The sequence below is a fragment of the Ideonella benzenivorans genome (assembly GCF_020387415.1).
Taxonomy (GTDB): domain Bacteria; phylum Pseudomonadota; class Gammaproteobacteria; order Burkholderiales; family Burkholderiaceae_C; genus Ideonella; species Ideonella benzenivorans.
This window is the reverse complement of the sequence record NZ_JAGWCB010000012.1, coordinates 233,838-249,221: the sequence shown is the minus strand read 5'-3', so window position 1 is coordinate 249,221 and position 15,384 is coordinate 233,838. Positions and strand designations below refer to the sequence as shown.

Sequence of the window (15,384 nt, the reverse complement as noted above, 5' to 3'; positions counted from 1 at the left end):
CTTTGTTTTTGGGGTGGGACCAACGCGCGTTGGAGCCCCGGTCTCAGACGACCGGTGTCGCTGGCCCACGGTAGCCCAGCGCGGCGGAGATCTGGCTGGCGGTGGACTTCACCCGTTCCATCCACGATTCCTCCAGCCGGTCGCTGGGGGCCGAGATCGACAACCCAGCCACCAGCTTGCCCTGGTCGTCGAAGATGCCGGCGGCCATGCAGCGCACGCCCAGCTCCAGTTCCTCGTCATCGCGCGCCACGGCCTGGCGTCGCACCTGTGAGAGCTCGCGCTCCAGCGCGGGCAGGGTGGTCAGGCTGTTGCGGGTGTGGCCGGTGAGGCCGGTGCGTGTGGCATAGCTGCGCACGCGCTGAGGCTCTTCATAGGCCAGGAACAGCTTGCCCACGGAGGTGAGGTGCAAGGGGGCGCGGCCGCCGACGGCGCGCACCACCTGCATGCCCGAGCGTTCGCTGTAGGTCCGCTCGATGTAGACGATCTCGTCACCTTGCCGCACCGACAGGTTGACTGGCTGGTTGGTCAGGCGGTTGAGCTCTCGCATGGGGCCCAATGCGGCCTCACGCACGTCGAGGCGGGCCTTCACCAGATTGCCCAGCTCCAGCAGGCGCATGCCCAGGCGGTAGGTGCCGGCTTCGGGGCGATCGACAAGGCGGCCCGCGGCCAGATCGTTCAGGATGCGGTGGGCGGTCGACGGGTGCAGCCCGGTGCGTTCGCTCAGGTCCTTCAGGGGGACCGGGTCCGGTTGGGCCGCCAGGACATCCAGCAGGGCGAAAGCACGTGCGAGGACCTGGATGCTCGGCGTTTGCGGGTCTTTCTTTTGCATGGCAATCCGACCAGGAGAAGGCTGCATTTTACATGGCGAAAAGACACCGGGGCCATGTGTTGCGCTGCAGCAATGGGCCCGGGCTCAACGACCCTCCTGGCTTGACAGATGCCGCACCGCGGCGATTCCGCTGCGGACCGCGCCCTCCAATGTGGCGGGATAGGGCCCGGCGACATGGTCGCCGGCCACCGCCAGGCGGGGCAGGGGGGTGGGCGCGGGTCGCTGCAGACCGGGGGTGCAGGCAAACGTGGCCCGTTTCTCGGTCCGCACGGCCTGCAGCGAGGCGGTGGCGTCGTTCCAGGGCCAGGGCGTGTCGGCAAACGCTTGGCTCAACTGCTGGCGGACGGCGGCCACCGTCGCTTCACGCCCTTGGGCCACCCAGCGGGCGGCCCCGCTGATCACCAGCGCAAAGGTGCCGGACGGGCCGCCCAACTGGCCCAGGTCAAAGCCGAACTGCGCCGGGGCTGTCGCTGCGTTCGGGGATGCGGGCAGCGCCATCATCGCTTCAGGCCAGCGCGCACCGGGCTGGCTCAACCAGACCGTGACGATGGGCTGGTAGTCCATGGCCAGCGCCTGGGCGGACCAGTCCGGGGCCAGATCGGCCAGCAGACGGCCCGCTTCCACGGCGCTGCAGGCCAGGACCACGGCGTCGTAGTCTTCGCCGTCGACCTGCCAGCCGTGTTCCTGGGGCGCGAGTCGGTGGACCCGGTGGCCGGGGCACCACCGGGCCCCCTGCTGATGCAGCCAGTGCAGGGCGGGGGTCGGCAGCAGTTGTTGCAGCGGCCGCGTCGGCAGCAGCAGGTCGGCGCTGCCCGGCGGGCCGAACAGGGCGTCCCGCAGCACCGTCAGCAGCACTTGTGCACTGGCCTGGTGGGCGGGGGTGTTCAGGGCCGCCACGCACAGCGGGTCGATCAGCGCCTCGAAGGCCTCCCGGGGCAGGCCGGCGCAGAGACGCTCCACGCTCCAGTGGGGCGGACAGCGAAATCCCGACAGGCGCCAGCGGGCCGCCCGGCCCAGCAGGGCCAGGCGAGCCCGCCAGGACAGTTCACGCCAGCCCAGCACGCCACGCAGAAAGGCAGGCAGGGCCGGCCCAGCTGGCAACCGCAGGCCACCGCCGGCCGGGGGAACCAGCGCCAGAGGCTGGCGATGCAGCACCGTCTCGGGGGCCACCCCGACGTGGCGCATCAGCGCCAGTGTGTCCCGGTAGGCGCCGATCAGGATGTGCTGGCCGTTGTCCAGCTCCAGTCCGTCCTGGGCCGTGCTGCGGGCTCGCCCGCCGGGCTGCCCGGCCATGTCGAACAGGGTCACGGCCCAGCCGGCGTCCACCGCTTCGACGGCCGCGGCCAGCCCGGCCCAGCCGGCCCCGACGACGGCCAGCCGGCCGGGCGGGCGGGCGTGGGCAGGGTTCACCGGCCCCGCCACTGGGTCTTGAAGGCGAGCCAGAGCTTGCGCAGCGGCGTCAGCGAGATGCGCTGGTGCAGCACCTGGAAGCCGCCGCGCTCGATCTCGCGCAGCAGGTCGCGGTAGATGAAGGCCATCATCAGGCCGGGCTTCTGGGCCTTGCGGTCCACCTCGGGCAGCAGGGCCAGCGCCTCGTCGTAGCAGCGCTGGGCCCGCTGCGCCTGGAACTGCATCAAGGCCTGGAAGCGATCGCTGTAGCCCCAGGGCGCGTCGCGCTTGAGCAGCTCATGGGCCTTCACGTCAAAACGCTGCAGGTCCTCGATCGGCAGGTAGATGCGGCCACGCCGGGCGTCGTCGCCCACGTCACGGATGATGTTGGTCAGCTGCAGGGCCAGGCCCAACTGGTGGGCGTAGGCTACCGTCGTCTCCTGGGTGCGGCCGAAGATGTTGCAGGCCACCTCGCCGACCACACCCGCCACCAGGTGGCAGTAGCGCTGCAGGCCAGGGTAATCCAGATAGCGGGTCTGGGTCAGGTCCATCTCGCAGCCCTGGATGACCTGGTCCAGGTGCTCGGCCGTGATGGCGTAGCGGGGCGCCAGCGGCATCAACGCCTGCATGGCCGGGTGCGTGGGGTGGCCCGCAAACGCCTGCCGGACCTCCTGGCGCCACCAGGCCAGCTTGGCCGCTGCCACGCTGGGGTCGTGCACCTCGTCGACCACGTCATCCACCTCCCGGCAGAAGGCATAGAAGGCGGTGATGGCGGCCCGCCGCTCGGGGGGCAGGAAGAGAAAGGCGTAATAGAACGAGGAGCCGCTGGCCGCGGCCTTTTGTTCGACGTATTGCTGGGGGGTCATGACAGGGTGCTCCGAGGCATCCACAGGCTGCGCCAGGCCATCCGGGCCAGGTCGGTCGGGCCCAGGGTGGGGCGTCGGGTCAAGCTGCGACAGTGCATGGCCTCGATTTTCTCCAGAATGCGCAGGCCGCCCTGCACGACCAGGCGCAGTTCCCAGCCGGCCCGGCCCGGCAGTGTGTGAACCAGCGGGGCGCCTTGCCGCATCAGGGCCCGGGCCCAGGCGCACAAGTCAGCCACCAGGGCCTGCGTGGCGGCCGTGTCGGTGGTGGGCCGCTGGCTGGGCATCAGCCCGTGCCGGACCAGGTCCTCGGCCGGCAGGTAGCAGCGCCCGCGGGGCAGGTCCACGCTGAGGTCCTGCCAGAAATTGATCAGCTGCAGCGCGCTGCAGATGGCGTCGGATTGCGCCAGGGCCTGTGGCTGCGTGATGCCATGCAGGTGCAGCAGCAGCCGGCCCACCGGGTTGGCCGACTGGCGGCAGTAGTCCAGCAGTTCGGCCCGGTCGGCATAGCGCGGGCTGGGGACGTCCCGCTCAAAGGCCTGAAGCAGGTCGTCCAGCAGCGGCAGGGGCAGGGCGTGGGCCTGGAGGGCCCGGGCCAGCGCCGTGAAGATGGGCGCCCAGCGCGGCCCGGGCGACTGACCAGCGGCCACCCGCTGGAGCTCGGCCCGGTAGGCTGACAGATCGGCGAGGCGCTGTTCGGCCGGCGCATCGCCTTCATCCGCCAGATCGTCGGCCGTGCGGGCGAACCAGTAGATGGCGGTGATCGGCGGACGCAGGGCTGGCGGGCACAGCCAGGAGGCCACCGGGAAGTTTTCGTAATGTTCAACGCTCACGGCGGGGGATTGTCGCCGCAGCGCCCGTGCGCGCGGATTGACGTCGCCAGGCGGGCTGCCTACATTACTGACCAGTCAGTCATTAACCATCCCGACAGGTGACCGCCTGTCCCTCGCCCATGACGAATCTGTCGCTTCGCCGCAGCCCTGTTCTGTTGGTTGCGCTGCTGCCGGTGTTGTTGCTGTCCGCCTGTGCACCCAAACCCGCCGCCCCTGAACCCGTGCGGGCGGTCCGCACGCTCAAGCTGGGGGGCGGGGAACTGCAACCGATGGTGGACTATGCGGCGGAGATCCGGGCCCGCACCGAGACCGATCTGAGCTTCCGGGTGGGCGGCAAACTGCTGACCCGACCGGTGGACCTGGGACAGACGGTGCGGCGCGGCCAACTGCTGGCCCGGCTGGACGCCCGGGATCTGCAACTGGGGCAGGATGTCGCCCAGGCCGCCGAAGCCGCAGCCAAGACCAGCCTGGAGTTGGCCAGCGCCAACCTGAAACGCTACCGGGCGCTGCGGGAGCAGGGCTTCATCGGCGCTGCCGAACTGGAGCGGCATGAGACGACCGAGAAGACGGCCCGCGCCCAATGGGAGCAGGCCCTGGCCCAGACCCAGGTGCAGCGCAACCAGACCGGCTATGCGGACCTGCTGGCCGACGCATCGGGGGTGATCACCGCCACACCTGCCGAGCCGGGGCAGGTGGTGGCTGCGGGCACGCCGGTGGTGCGCTTGGCCCACGACGGGCCGCGGGATGCGGTGTTCGCGGTGCCGGAAACCCAGGTCGAGGCGGTGCGGGGGATGGTGGGGCGGTCCGGGGCGGTCCAGGTCAAGGCCTGGGGCCAGGACGCACGGTGGCCGGTGGTGATCCGGGAGGTGGCCGCCGCGGCCGATCCGGTGACCCGGACCTTTCTGGTCAAGGCCGATGTGGGGGCGGCCGAGCTGCGCCTGGGCCGCACGGCCACGGTGTCGGTGCGGCAGCCAGCCCAATCCGGTGTCCTCCGTCTGCCTTTGACCGCCTTGGTGAGCCAGCAGGGCCACGACGCGGTCTGGTTGCTGGATCCGGCCTCCATGACGGTGAAGCCGCAGCCCGTGCAGGTGGCCCGTTCGGAAGGCAGCCAGGTGGTGGTGTCGGCCGGGCTGAAGGCTGGCGACGAGGTGGTCACGGCCGGCACGCACCTGTTGGCGGCTGGGCAGACGGTCAAACGCTATGTGGAGCCGGCCAAGATGGCCGCCTCGCGCTGATCGGTCGACCGGGAACCCGAGATGGATGCCAACCAAGAGTCGCGCCGCGCCCCGTTCAACGTTTCGCGCTGGGCGCTGGAACATGCGCCGCTGACGCGCTATCTGATGATCGTCCTGATGACGCTGGGGCTGTTCGCCTATTTCCAGCTGGGGCAGGACGAGGACCCGCCTTTCACCTTCCGGGCCATGGTGGTGCAGGCCTACTGGCCCGGTGCCACGGCACAGCAGGTGGCCGAGCAGGTGACCGACAAGATCGAGCGCACGCTGCAGGAAGTGCCCCATGCGGACACCATCCGCAGCTACACCAAGCCGGGAGAGTCGCTGACGCTGTTCCAGGTGAAGGACTCGACGCCGCCCAAGGAGGTCAGCGAGGCCTGGTACCAGGTGCGCAAGCGCATCGGCGACATGGCGCCCACGCTGCCCTCGGGCGTGCAGGGGCCGTATTTCAACGACGACTTCGGGGACGTGTACGGCTCCATCTTCGCGTTGTCGGCCGATGGCTTCTCGGACGAGGAACTGCGCGTCTTCGCCGAGGATGTGCGCTCGCGCCTGCTGCGCGTGCCCAGCGTGGCCAAGGTGGTGCTGTTCGGCGTCCAGGCCGAGGAGGTGAAGGTTGAGATCTCGGCGCGCCGCCTGGCGGAACTGGGGCTGGACATGAACCAGGTGGTCTCGCAGCTCAACGCCCAGAACGCGGTGGCGGCGGCGGGGGTGGTGAACACCGAGAGCCGCAATGTGCAGATCCGGGTCCAGGGGGCCTTGGACTCGCTGGATGCGCTGCGCCAGATGCCCATCCGCGCCGTGAATCCGACGACGGGGGCGGCCAGCACCATCAAGCTGGGCGACATCGCCGACATCCACCGCGGCTATGTGGATCCGCCCACGACGATGGTGCGTTTCCAGGGCCATCCCGTGGTGGCCTTGGGCGTGTCGATGGCCAAGGGTGGTGACATCATCGCGCTGGGCCAGGCCCTGCAGGCGCAGGTGAAGGCCATCCAGGCCGAACTGCCTGTGGGCGTGACGCTCGGTCAAATCCAGAACCAGCCCGAGGCGGTGAGCCATTCGATCAGCGAGTTCGTTCACGTGCTGATCGAGGCCGTGGTGGTGGTGCTGGCGGTGAGCTTTCTGAGCCTGGGGCTGCACACGCGGCCGCTGCGCATCGATGTCTGGCCGGGCCTGGTGGTGGCCATCACCATCCCGCTGGTGCTGGCCATCACCTTCGTCACCATGTTCTATTGGGGTGTGGGCCTGCACAAGATCTCGCTGGGCTCGCTGATCGTGGCGCTGGGGCTGCTGGTGGACGACGCGATCATCGCGGTCGAGATGATGGTGCGCAAGCTGGAGGAGGGCTATGACCGCTTGCATGCCGCCACCCACGCCTACGAGGTGACCTCGATGCCGATGCTGACCGGCACGCTGATCACCGCCACCGGCTTCCTGCCCATCGGCATGGCCCAGTCGACGGTGGGCGAGTACACCTTTGCGATGTTCGCCGTGACGGCCGCGGCCCTGATCATCTCGTGGGTGGTTTCGGTTTACTTCGTGCCCTACCTGGGGGCCTGGCTGCTGCACACCCGGGCTGCCCATGGCGAAGGGGAGATCCACGAACTGTTCGACACGCCGTTCTACAGCCGCTTCCGCGCGGCGGTGAACTGGTGCGTGGCCCACCGCTGGTGGACGATTGGCATCACGGTCGCGGTGTTTGCCCTGGGCGTGGTGGGCATGAGCCGGGTGCAGCAGCAGTTCTTCCCGGACTCGAACCGGCCGGAGATCCTGGTGGACCTGTGGCTGCCCGAAGGCTCGACGATCCAGGACAGCGACCGCGTGGCGCAACGCTTCGAGCAGCGCATGCTGAAGGAGCCCGGGTTGGCATCGGTGGCCGCCTGGGTGGGGCGCGGCGTACCGCGCTTCTACCTGCCGCTCGACGAGATCTTTCCGCAGACCAACGTCAGCCAGTTCATCCTGCTGAGCAAGGACCTGGTGGCCCGCGAGGCCCTGCGCAAGCGCCTGCCCGAACTGCTGGCCACCGAGTTCCCGGAAGTGCGGGGGCGGGTGAAGCTGCTGCCCAGCGGGCCACCGGTGGCCTACCCGGTGCAGTTCCGCGTGCTGGGGGACGACATCCCGGCGGTGCGGCACTGGGCCGACGAGGTCAAGGCCCTGATGCGGGCCGATGCCCGCATGCGCGGGGTGAACGACAACTGGAACGAGCCGGTGCGCGTGGTGCGGCTGTCGGTCGATCAGGACAAGGCCCGCGCGCTGGGGGTGACCAGTCAGTCCATCGCCCAGGCCACCCAGACCCTGTTCAGTGGGCGCACCATCGGTCAGTACCGCGAGAACGACCGGCTGGTCAGCATCGTGCTGCGCCAGCCGCCCGAGGAGCGGCGCAGCGTGAGCCAGCTCGACAGCGCCTATGTGGCCACCAGCAGTGGCCGCGCCATCCCGCTCAGCCAGATCGCCCATTGGGAACAGGGCTGGGAACCTGGCGTGCTGTGGCGTGACGCCCGCAAATACGCCATCACCGTGCAGGGCGACGTGATCGAGGGCATCCAGGGGCCCACCGTCAGCTTCGCCCTGTGGCCCCGGCTGCAGGCCTTGCAGCAGCGCATGCCGCCCGACATGCGCATCGAACTGGCCGGCGCGGTGGAGGAGAGCGCCAAAGGACAGGGCTCCATCATGGTCGGGCTGCCGATCATGGGCTTCCTGATGCTGACGCTGCTGATGCTGCAACTGCAGAGCTTCTCGCGCGCCATGCTGGTGGTGCTGACCGCACCGCTGGGCATTGCCGGCGTGGCCGCCGCGCTGCTGCTGCTGGACCGGCCCTTCGGCTTCGTGGCCATGCTGGGCTTCATCGCCCTGGTGGGCATGATCATGCGCAACTCGGTGATCCTGATCGACCAGATCGAGCAGGACCGGCTGCGTGGCGTGCCAGCCTGGGAGGCCATCGTCGAATCGGCGGTGCGTCGTTTCCGGCCCATCGTGCTGACGGCAGCGGCGGCGGTGCTGGCGATGATTCCCTTGTCACGCAGCGTGTTCTGGGGGCCGATGGCGGTGGCCATCATGGGCGGGCTGGTCGCCGCCACGGCGCTGACCCTGCTGGCCCTGCCGGCCATGTATGCGGCGTGGTTCCGCGTGCAGCCCGCGCCGGTGCCACCGTCGAAGGAGGCGGTTTGAGCCCTGTTTTTGCCACGGCATGACGGCCGTGGCGTTCAGCGGACCGGTTGACCGATAGAATACGCGGTTTACCGGTTCGCCCGGGGTGGATGCGCACGCCTGAAAAGGGGTGGGGGTCCGCTCCGACACATCAGTCATCGGGACAGGTCCGGCGTGCCGGCGGCAGTGGATGCCGTCGCGCCGAGCCAGGATCGCGCGGGTGGCGAAATTGGTAGACGCACCAGGTTTAGGTCCTGACGCCTTCACGGGCGTGCCGGTTCGAGTCCGGCCCCGCGCACCACCCCCATGACGTTTCCGTACACGCAACATCAGAGTTCGCACCATGGCAGTCAACGTTGAAACCCTCGAGAAGCTCGAACGCCGCATCACCCTGACGCTGGCGGCCAGCGAGATCAACTCCGAAGTCGAAGCCCGTCTGAAGAAGCTGGCGCGCACCGTCAAGGCCGATGGCTTCCGCCCCGGCAAGGTGCCGATGTCGGTCGTCGCCCAGCGCTATGGCTATTCGGTGCAGTACGAAGTGATGAACGACAAGCTGGGCCAGGCCTTCGCACAGGCCGCCAACGAGGCGCAGCTGCGCGTGGCCGGTGTGCCCAACATCACCCAGAAGGACGAAGCCGCGGAAGGCCAGATGGCCTTCGACGCCACCTTCGAGGTCTACCCCGAGGTGAAGCTGGGCGACCTGTCGGCCGTCGAGGTCGAGCGCGTGTCCGCCGAGGTGGATGACGCCGCGATCGACAAGACCGTCGATATCCTGCGCAAGCAGCGCCGCACCTTCGCCCAGCGCCCGGCCGATCAAGGCGCTGAAGCCGGTGACCGCGTCACGATCGACTTCGAAGGCAAGATCGACGGCGAACCGTTTGCCGGCGGCAAGGCCGAAGGCTTCCAGTTCCTGGTCGGCGAAGGCCAGATGCTGGAGCAGTTCGACGCGGCCGTGCGCGGCATGAAGGTGGGCGAGTCCAAGACCTTCCCGCTGCAGTTCCCGGCTGACTACCACGGCAAGGACGTGGCCGGCAAGGAAGCTGACTTCCTGGTGACCATGAAGAAGATCGAAGCCCAGCACCTGCCCGAGGTGGACGGCGACTTCATCAAGGCCCTGGGCATCGAGGCGGGCACGGTCGAAGCCCTGCGCGCCGATGTGAAGAAGAACCTGGAGCGCGAGGTCAAGTTCCGCGTGCTGGCGCGCAACAAGGCGGCCGTGATGGACGCCCTGGTCAAGGCCGCTGAGCTGGACCTGCCCAAGGCCCTGATCTCCGCCGAGACCGATCGCCTGGTCGAAGGCGCCCGCGAGGACCTGAAGCAGCGCGGCATCAAGGACGCCGACAAGACCCCGATCCCGACCGAGATCTTCGCGCCGCAGGCCGAGAAGCGCGTGCGCCTGGGCCTGGTGGTGGGCGAGCTGGTGCGCGCCAACAACCTGCAGGCCAAGCCGGAGCAGCTGCAGGCCCACATCGAAGAGATGGCCCAGTCCTACGAGAAGCCGGCCGAGGTGGTGCGCTGGTACCTGTCGGACCGTCAGCGCATGGCCGAGGTCGAGGCCATCGTCATCGAGAACAACGTGACCGACTTCGTGCTGGGCCAGGCCAAGGTGGTCGACAAGGCCTTGCCGTTCGACGAGCTGATGACCGCTTGATTTCAATCAAGCAGACGGTGGCCGGGCTGATCCGGCCCCGTTCCTGAAAAATCGCCCGAGCCTGTTGGCCGGGCTTTTTTTCTTCGATCCCACGGTTTTCCTGCGGCGACATAATGGGCAGCAGGACAAACCGTCACATACCTTCCTGAAGGAGTTCCATGAGCGCACTGGACACCCAAGCCCTCGGCATGGTTCCCATGGTCATCGAGCAGTCGGGGCGCGGCGAGCGTGCTTACGACATCTACTCCCGGCTGCTGCGCGAGCGCATCGTCTTCCTGGTGGGGCCGGTCAATGACCAGAGCGCCAACCTGGTGGTCGCTCAGCTGCTGTTCCTGGAGAGTGAGAACCCCGACAAGGACATTTCCTTCTACATCAACTCCCCGGGCGGCAGCGTCAGCGCCGGCATGTCGATCTTCGACACCATGCAGTTCATCAAGCCCGATGTCTCGACGCTGTGCATCGGCATGGCAGCCAGCATGGGCGCCTTCCTGCTGGCGGCCGGGGCCAAGGGCAAGCGTTTCTCGCTGCCCAACAGCAAGATCATGATCCACCAGCCGCTGGGCGGCGCCCAGGGCCAGGCCACGGACATCGAGATCCACGCCCGCGAGATCCTGAAGACCCGCGAGCAGCTCAACCGTGTGTTGGCCGAACGCACCGGCCAGCCGCTGGAGAAGATCCAGGCCGACACCGAGCGCGACTACTACATGTCCGCTGCCGAAGCCCAGGCCTACGGCCTGATCGATCAGGTTCTCGACAAGCGGGGTTGATCGGCGCTTGCTCTATCATTCCTTCACGCTTCCCTAGCACAGCCCAGGCACACACTCATGTCGGACAAGAAAGGCGCCTCTGGCGAAAAGGTCCTCTACTGCTCTTTCTGCGGAAAGAGCCAGCACGAGGTCAAGAAGCTCATCGCGGGACCTTCGGTCTTCATCTGCGACGAGTGCATCGAGCTGTGCAACGACATCATCCGGGATGAAACGCCAGCCGAACCCGGCGCGGCCAAGTCTCCGGCCAAGTCGGATCTGCCCACTCCGGCCGAGATCAAGACCAGCCTGGACCAGTACGTGATTGGCCAGGACACGGCCAAGCGCACGCTCTCGGTGGCGGTCTACAACCACTACAAGCGTCTCAAGCACATGGGCGCGAGCAAGGACGAGGTGGAGCTGGCCAAGAGCAACATCCTGCTGATCGGCCCCACCGGCTCCGGCAAGACGCTGCTGGCCCAGACGCTGGCCCGGCTGTTGAACGTGCCCTTCGTGATCGCCGATGCCACCACGCTGACCGAAGCCGGTTACGTGGGCGAGGACGTCGAGAACATCATCCAGAAGCTGCTGCAGAACTGCAACTACGACGTCGAGCGGGCGCAGCGCGGCATCGTCTACATCGACGAGATCGACAAGATCTCCCGCAAGGCCGACAACCCGTCGATCACCCGCGATGTCTCGGGCGAGGGCGTGCAGCAGGCCCTGCTGAAGCTGGTGGAGGGCACCATGGCCAGCGTGCCGCCGCAAGGTGGCCGCAAGCACCCGAACCAGGACTTCCTGCAGATCGACACGACCAACATCCTGTTCATCTGCGGCGGGGCCTTTGATGGTCTGGAGAAGGTCATCCAGAACCGCACCGAGAAGTCGGGCATCGGCTTTGGGGCGACCGTGCACAGCAAGTCCGAGAAGCGGGTCTCCGAGGTTTTCCGCAACGTCGAGCCCGAGGATCTGGTGCGCTTTGGCCTGATCCCCGAACTGGTGGGCCGCCTGCCGGTGGTCGCCACCCTGGGCGAGCTGACCGAGGAGGCGCTGATCCAGATCCTGGTCGAGCCCAAGAACGCGCTGCTCAAGCAGTACCAGAAGCTGTTCGCGATGGACGGGGTCGAGCTGGAGATCCGCCCGACCGCGCTGAGCGCGATCGCCCGCCGCGCACTCAAGCGCAAGACCGGCGCGCGTGGCCTGCGCTCCATCATGGAAGCGGCCTTGATCGACACCATGTTCGAACTGCCCACGCTCGATGGCGTGGCCAAGGTCGTGGTCGACGAGCACATCATCGAAGAGGGCGGCAAGCCCCTGCTGGTTTACAGGGAACAGGCCAAGGCCAGCGCCTGAGCCTCCATGTCCTTCCACGCCGGTCCCCCGGTTTTTTGACCGAGCCGGCTTCTTGCAATCCAACCCTCGGGCCCCATGTGGATCCGAGAAAGTGAGGCAACCCATGTCAGGACATCCCATCCTCCCCCCGGAACCGACCACGCTGCCGCTGCTGCCGCTGCGGGACGTGGTGGTGTTCCCCCACATGGTCATCCCGCTGTTCGTGGGGCGCCCCAAGTCGATCAAGGCTCTGGAAGCCGCGATGGATGGCGGCCGCCAGATCATGCTGGTGGCCCAGAAGGCCGCTGGCAAGGACGAACCGCGGGCCGAAGACCTGTTTGGCGTGGGCTGTGTGTCGAGCATCCTGCAGATGCTCAAGCTGCCCGACGGCACCGTGAAGGTGCTGGTCGAAGGTGTGCAGCGCGCCCAGACCCAGAGCGTCAGCGACAACGGCGAACACTTCGTGTCCGAAGTGCTGCCGGTGGAGCCGGCCGGTGAACCCACCCCCGAGGTGGAGGCACTGCGCCGCGCGGTGACCCAGCAGTTCGACCAGTACGTCAAGCTCAACAAGAAGATCCCGCCGGAGATCCTCACCTCGATCGCCGGCATCGACGACCCGGGCCGTCTGGCCGACACCATTGCCGCGCATCTGCCGCTCAAGCTGGAAGCCAAGCAATCGGTGCTGGATCTGTTCGACGTGGCCCAGCGGCTCGAGAAGCTGCTGGAGCAGCTCGAGCACGAAGTCGACATCCTGCAGGTGGAAAAGCGCATCCGTGGCCGCGTCAAGCGCCAGATGGAGAAGAGCCAGCGCGAGTACTACCTGAACGAGCAGGTCAAGGCCATCCAGAAGGAACTGGGCGACGGCGAAGAGGGCGCCGACCTGGAAGAGCTGGAAAAGAAGATCCAGGCCGCCCGCATGCCCAAGGAGGCACGCAAGAAGGCCGAAGCCGAGCTCAAGAAGCTCAAGCTGATGTCGCCGATGTCGGCCGAAGCCACGGTGGTGCGCAACTACCTGGACACGCTGATCGGGCTGCCGTGGTCGCGCAAGACCAAGATCAAGCACGACCTGGGTCTGGCCGAGGAGGTGCTCAACGAGGACCACTACGGTCTGGAGAAGGTCAAGGACCGCATCCTCGAATACCTTGCCGTGCAGCAGCGCGTGGACAAGGTGAAGGCACCCATCCTGTGCCTGGTGGGGCCCCCGGGCGTGGGCAAGACCTCGCTGGGGCAGTCCGTGGCGCGCGCCACGGGCCGCAAGTTCGTCCGCATGGCGCTGGGCGGCGTGCGCGACGAGGCCGAGATCCGCGGGCACCGTCGCACCTACATCGGCTCCATGCCGGGCAAGGTGCTGCAGAGCCTGGCCAAGGTCGGTACGCGCAATCCACTGTTCCTGCTCGACGAGATCGACAAGCTGGGCATGGATTTCCGCGGCGATCCCTCGTCGGCCCTGCTGGAGGTGCTGGATCCGGAGCAGAACCACACCTTCGGCGACCATTACATCGAGGTCGATTTCGACCTGTCCGATGTGATGTTCGTGGCCACGTCCAACTCGATGAACATCCCGCCGGCCCTGTTGGACCGGATGGAGGTCATCCGCCTGTCGGGTTACACCGAGGATGAGAAGCTCCACATCGCGCAGAAGTACTTGCTGCCCAAGCAGGCCAAGAACAACGGCGTGAAGGACGACGAGATGGAGGTCACCGAGGACGCCATCCGGGGCATCATCCGCTACTACACCCGCGAAGCCGGTGTGCGGTCGCTGGAGCGTGAAATCTCCAAGATCTGTCGCAAGGTGGTCAAGGGCCTGCTGCTCAAGACCTACACCGGCAAGGTGGTGGTGACGGATGAGAATCTGAACGACTTCCTGGGGGTGCGCAAGTACGACTTCGGGCGTGCCGAGAAGACCAACCAGGTTGGCCAGGTGGTCGGTCTGGCCTGGACCGAGGTGGGCGGCGATCTGCTGACCATCGAAGCCACGGCCATGCCGGGCAAGGGCAACATCATCCGCACCGGCTCGCTGGGCGACGTGATGAAGGAATCGGTCGAGGCCGCGCGCACCGTGGTGCGCAGCCGCTCGCGCCGCCTGGGCATCAAGGACGAGCTGTTCGAGAAGCGCGACGTGCACGTCCACGTGCCCGATGGTGCGACGCCCAAGGACGGCCCGAGCGCGGGGGCCGCGATGACCACGGCCTTTGTCTCGGCGCTGACCGGCATCCCGGTGCGTGCGGATGTCGCCATGACCGGCGAGATCACGCTGCGCGGCGAGGTGACGGCCATCGGCGGCCTGAAGGAGAAGCTACTGGCCGCCCACCGCGGGGGCATCAAGCTGGTGATGATTCCGGAAGACAACGTCAAGGACCTCCAAGACATTCCGGACAACGTCAAGAGCCAGCTGGAGATCGTGCCCGTGCGCTGGATCGACAAGGTGCTGGAGGTGGCGCTGGAGCGTGCGCCGACACCGTTGCCTGATGAGGAGCCGGTCGCCGTTGCCCCTGCGGCGCCGGCCGAGGCCCCGGCAGCCGCTGCGACGCCCGCGGGGGACGTGCGGCCGCATTGAGGGGCCGCTGGGACAAGCCCTCTGTTTTTTGACAGAGGGCTTGTCGAAGCCTAAAAAGCATGCCTATAATGCGTGCTTTCCTGATGCGACGCGGGAACGTCTGAGAAATCAGAAACAACCGGGTCGGTGTCACCAAACACAGTTCAGGAAACGTGTTCCGTCAGGAGCCATGCGGGAATAGCTCAGTTGGTAGAGCGCAACCTTGCCAAGGTTGAGGTCGCGAGTTCGAGCCTCGTTTCCCGCTCCAGATTCGAAGGGAAGCCCCGGCTTCCCTTTTTCATCAGGCAGGGCAGTGGGCGGAATGCAGGTCTTCGGTTTTCGAAGGCGCGATAGCAAAGCGGTTATGCAACGGATTGCAAATCCGTCTAGTCCAGTTCGACTCTGGATCGCGCCTCCAAAAAACGAAGACGACGTGCGGGAATAGCTCAGTTGGTAGAGCGCAACCTTGCCAAGGTTGAGGTCGCGAGTTCGAGCCTCGTTTCCCGCTCCAAATACCAAACGGTCACGTGCTTGCACGGGGCTGGCGCCAGGAGCTTCCTGGTGATCCCGAGCGGGAATAGCTCAGTTGGTAGAGCGCAACCTTGCCAAGGTTGAGGTCGCGAGTTCGAGCCTCGTTTCCCGCTCCAAATGCTCAAAAAAGGGAAGCCGTGAGGCTTCCCTTTTTTCTTGCCGCTTCGCGGGAGGCTGGCCGCGTGGCCGCCATAATCCCGCCCCGTGCCCGGATGGCGGAACAGGCAGACGCAGCAGACTTAAAATCTGCCGCCCTTCACGGGGCGTACCGGTTCGATCCCGGTTCCGGGCACCA

At 67.1% G+C, this 15,384-nt stretch carries 10 protein-coding genes and 6 tRNA genes; 12 read left to right on the top strand and 4 right to left on the bottom strand.

Annotated elements, in window-relative coordinates:
* Positions 1 to 43: 43 nt before the first annotated feature.
* From KGA65_RS13865 to hpnC, 4 genes are all read right to left on the bottom strand, one after another.
* Positions 44 to 829, bottom strand: a complete 786-nt coding sequence (locus KGA65_RS13865) for an IclR family transcriptional regulator (RefSeq protein ID WP_225863711.1) — start codon at positions 827 to 829, stop codon at positions 44 to 46.
* 84 nt (positions 830 to 913) lie between these two features.
* The gene (gene hpnE, locus KGA65_RS13860) at positions 914 to 2,239 is read right to left on the bottom strand and encodes a hydroxysqualene dehydroxylase HpnE (protein ID WP_225863710.1); all 1,326 of its coding nucleotides are present in this window, start codon (positions 2,237 to 2,239) and stop codon (positions 914 to 916) included.
* Positions 2,236 to 3,084, bottom strand: a complete 849-nt coding sequence (gene hpnD, locus KGA65_RS13855) for a presqualene diphosphate synthase HpnD (RefSeq protein WP_225863709.1) — start codon at positions 3,082 to 3,084, stop codon at positions 2,236 to 2,238. The genes hpnE and hpnD overlap by 4 nt, the downstream gene beginning before the upstream one ends.
* On the bottom strand, positions 3,081 to 3,914 hold the full coding sequence (hpnC, locus tag KGA65_RS13850; protein WP_225863708.1) for a squalene synthase HpnC: 834 nt from the start codon (positions 3,912 to 3,914) through the stop codon (positions 3,081 to 3,083). The genes hpnD and hpnC overlap by 4 nt, the downstream gene beginning before the upstream one ends.
* A gap of 119 nt (positions 3,915 to 4,033) precedes the next feature.
* Between hpnC and KGA65_RS13845 the strand changes: the two genes are divergently transcribed.
* The 12 genes from KGA65_RS13845 to KGA65_RS13790 all read left to right on the top strand — a co-directional run bounded on the left by KGA65_RS13845 (position 4,034) and on the right by KGA65_RS13790 (position 15,384).
* Positions 4,034 to 5,149 carry an efflux RND transporter periplasmic adaptor subunit gene (locus KGA65_RS13845; protein ID WP_225863707.1) on the top strand — a complete coding sequence of 372 codons (1,116 nt, stop codon included), beginning with the start codon at positions 4,034 to 4,036 and terminating at the stop codon, positions 5,147 to 5,149.
* Between the two features lie 21 nt (positions 5,150 to 5,170).
* Positions 5,171 to 8,317 carry an efflux RND transporter permease subunit gene (locus KGA65_RS13840; RefSeq protein WP_225863706.1) on the top strand — a complete coding sequence of 1,049 codons (3,147 nt, stop codon included), beginning with the start codon at positions 5,171 to 5,173 and terminating at the stop codon, positions 8,315 to 8,317.
* Between the two features lie 193 nt (positions 8,318 to 8,510).
* Positions 8,511 to 8,597, top strand: a tRNA-Leu gene (locus KGA65_RS13835).
* Between the two features lie 42 nt (positions 8,598 to 8,639).
* Positions 8,640 to 9,947 carry a trigger factor gene (tig, locus tag KGA65_RS13830; protein ID WP_225863705.1) on the top strand — a complete coding sequence of 436 codons (1,308 nt, stop codon included), beginning with the start codon at positions 8,640 to 8,642 and terminating at the stop codon, positions 9,945 to 9,947.
* A 158-nt stretch (positions 9,948 to 10,105) separates the two neighbouring features.
* Complete coding sequence (gene clpP / locus KGA65_RS13825; protein WP_310740967.1) at positions 10,106 to 10,714, top strand: ATP-dependent Clp endopeptidase proteolytic subunit ClpP; 609 nt, start codon at positions 10,106 to 10,108, stop codon at positions 10,712 to 10,714.
* A 57-nt stretch (positions 10,715 to 10,771) separates the two neighbouring features.
* On the top strand, positions 10,772 to 12,043 hold the full coding sequence (gene clpX, locus KGA65_RS13820) for an ATP-dependent Clp protease ATP-binding subunit ClpX (protein WP_225863704.1): 1,272 nt from the start codon (positions 10,772 to 10,774) through the stop codon (positions 12,041 to 12,043).
* A 103-nt stretch (positions 12,044 to 12,146) separates the two neighbouring features.
* Positions 12,147 to 14,579, top strand: a complete 2,433-nt coding sequence (lon, locus tag KGA65_RS13815; RefSeq protein ID WP_225863703.1) for an endopeptidase La — start codon at positions 12,147 to 12,149, stop codon at positions 14,577 to 14,579.
* Positions 14,580 to 14,750: 171 nt separating this feature from the next.
* A tRNA-Gly gene (locus KGA65_RS13810) sits at positions 14,751 to 14,826 on the top strand.
* Between the two features lie 76 nt (positions 14,827 to 14,902).
* Positions 14,903 to 14,976: transfer RNA gene (locus KGA65_RS13805), tRNA-Cys, on the top strand.
* A 17-nt stretch (positions 14,977 to 14,993) separates the two neighbouring features.
* A tRNA-Gly gene (locus KGA65_RS13800) sits at positions 14,994 to 15,069 on the top strand.
* Between the two features lie 60 nt (positions 15,070 to 15,129).
* Positions 15,130 to 15,205 (top strand) — tRNA-Gly (locus KGA65_RS13795).
* A 90-nt stretch (positions 15,206 to 15,295) separates the two neighbouring features.
* A tRNA-Leu gene (locus tag KGA65_RS13790) sits at positions 15,296 to 15,384 on the top strand.

Bases quoted from the DNA above. Each gene is read 5' to 3' on its own strand.
- KGA65_RS13865 (WP_225863711.1), bottom strand. From the start codon at position 829: ATGCAAAAGAAAGACCCGCAAACGCCGAGCATCCAGGTCCTCGCACGT.
- hpnD (WP_225863709.1), bottom strand. From the start codon at position 3,084: ATGACCCCCCAGCAATACGTCGAACAAAAGGCCGCGGCCAGCGGCTCC.
- KGA65_RS13845 (WP_225863707.1), top strand. From the start codon at position 4,034: ATGACGAATCTGTCGCTTCGCCGCAGCCCTGTTCTGTTGGTTGCGCTG.
- KGA65_RS13840 (WP_225863706.1), top strand. From the start codon at position 5,171: ATGGATGCCAACCAAGAGTCGCGCCGCGCCCCGTTCAACGTTTCGCGC.
- tig (WP_225863705.1), top strand. From the start codon at position 8,640: ATGGCAGTCAACGTTGAAACCCTCGAGAAGCTCGAACGCCGCATCACC.
- clpP (WP_310740967.1), top strand. From the start codon at position 10,106: ATGAGCGCACTGGACACCCAAGCCCTCGGCATGGTTCCCATGGTCATC.
- clpX (WP_225863704.1), top strand. From the start codon at position 10,772: ATGTCGGACAAGAAAGGCGCCTCTGGCGAAAAGGTCCTCTACTGCTCT.
- lon (WP_225863703.1), top strand. From the start codon at position 12,147: ATGTCAGGACATCCCATCCTCCCCCCGGAACCGACCACGCTGCCGCTG.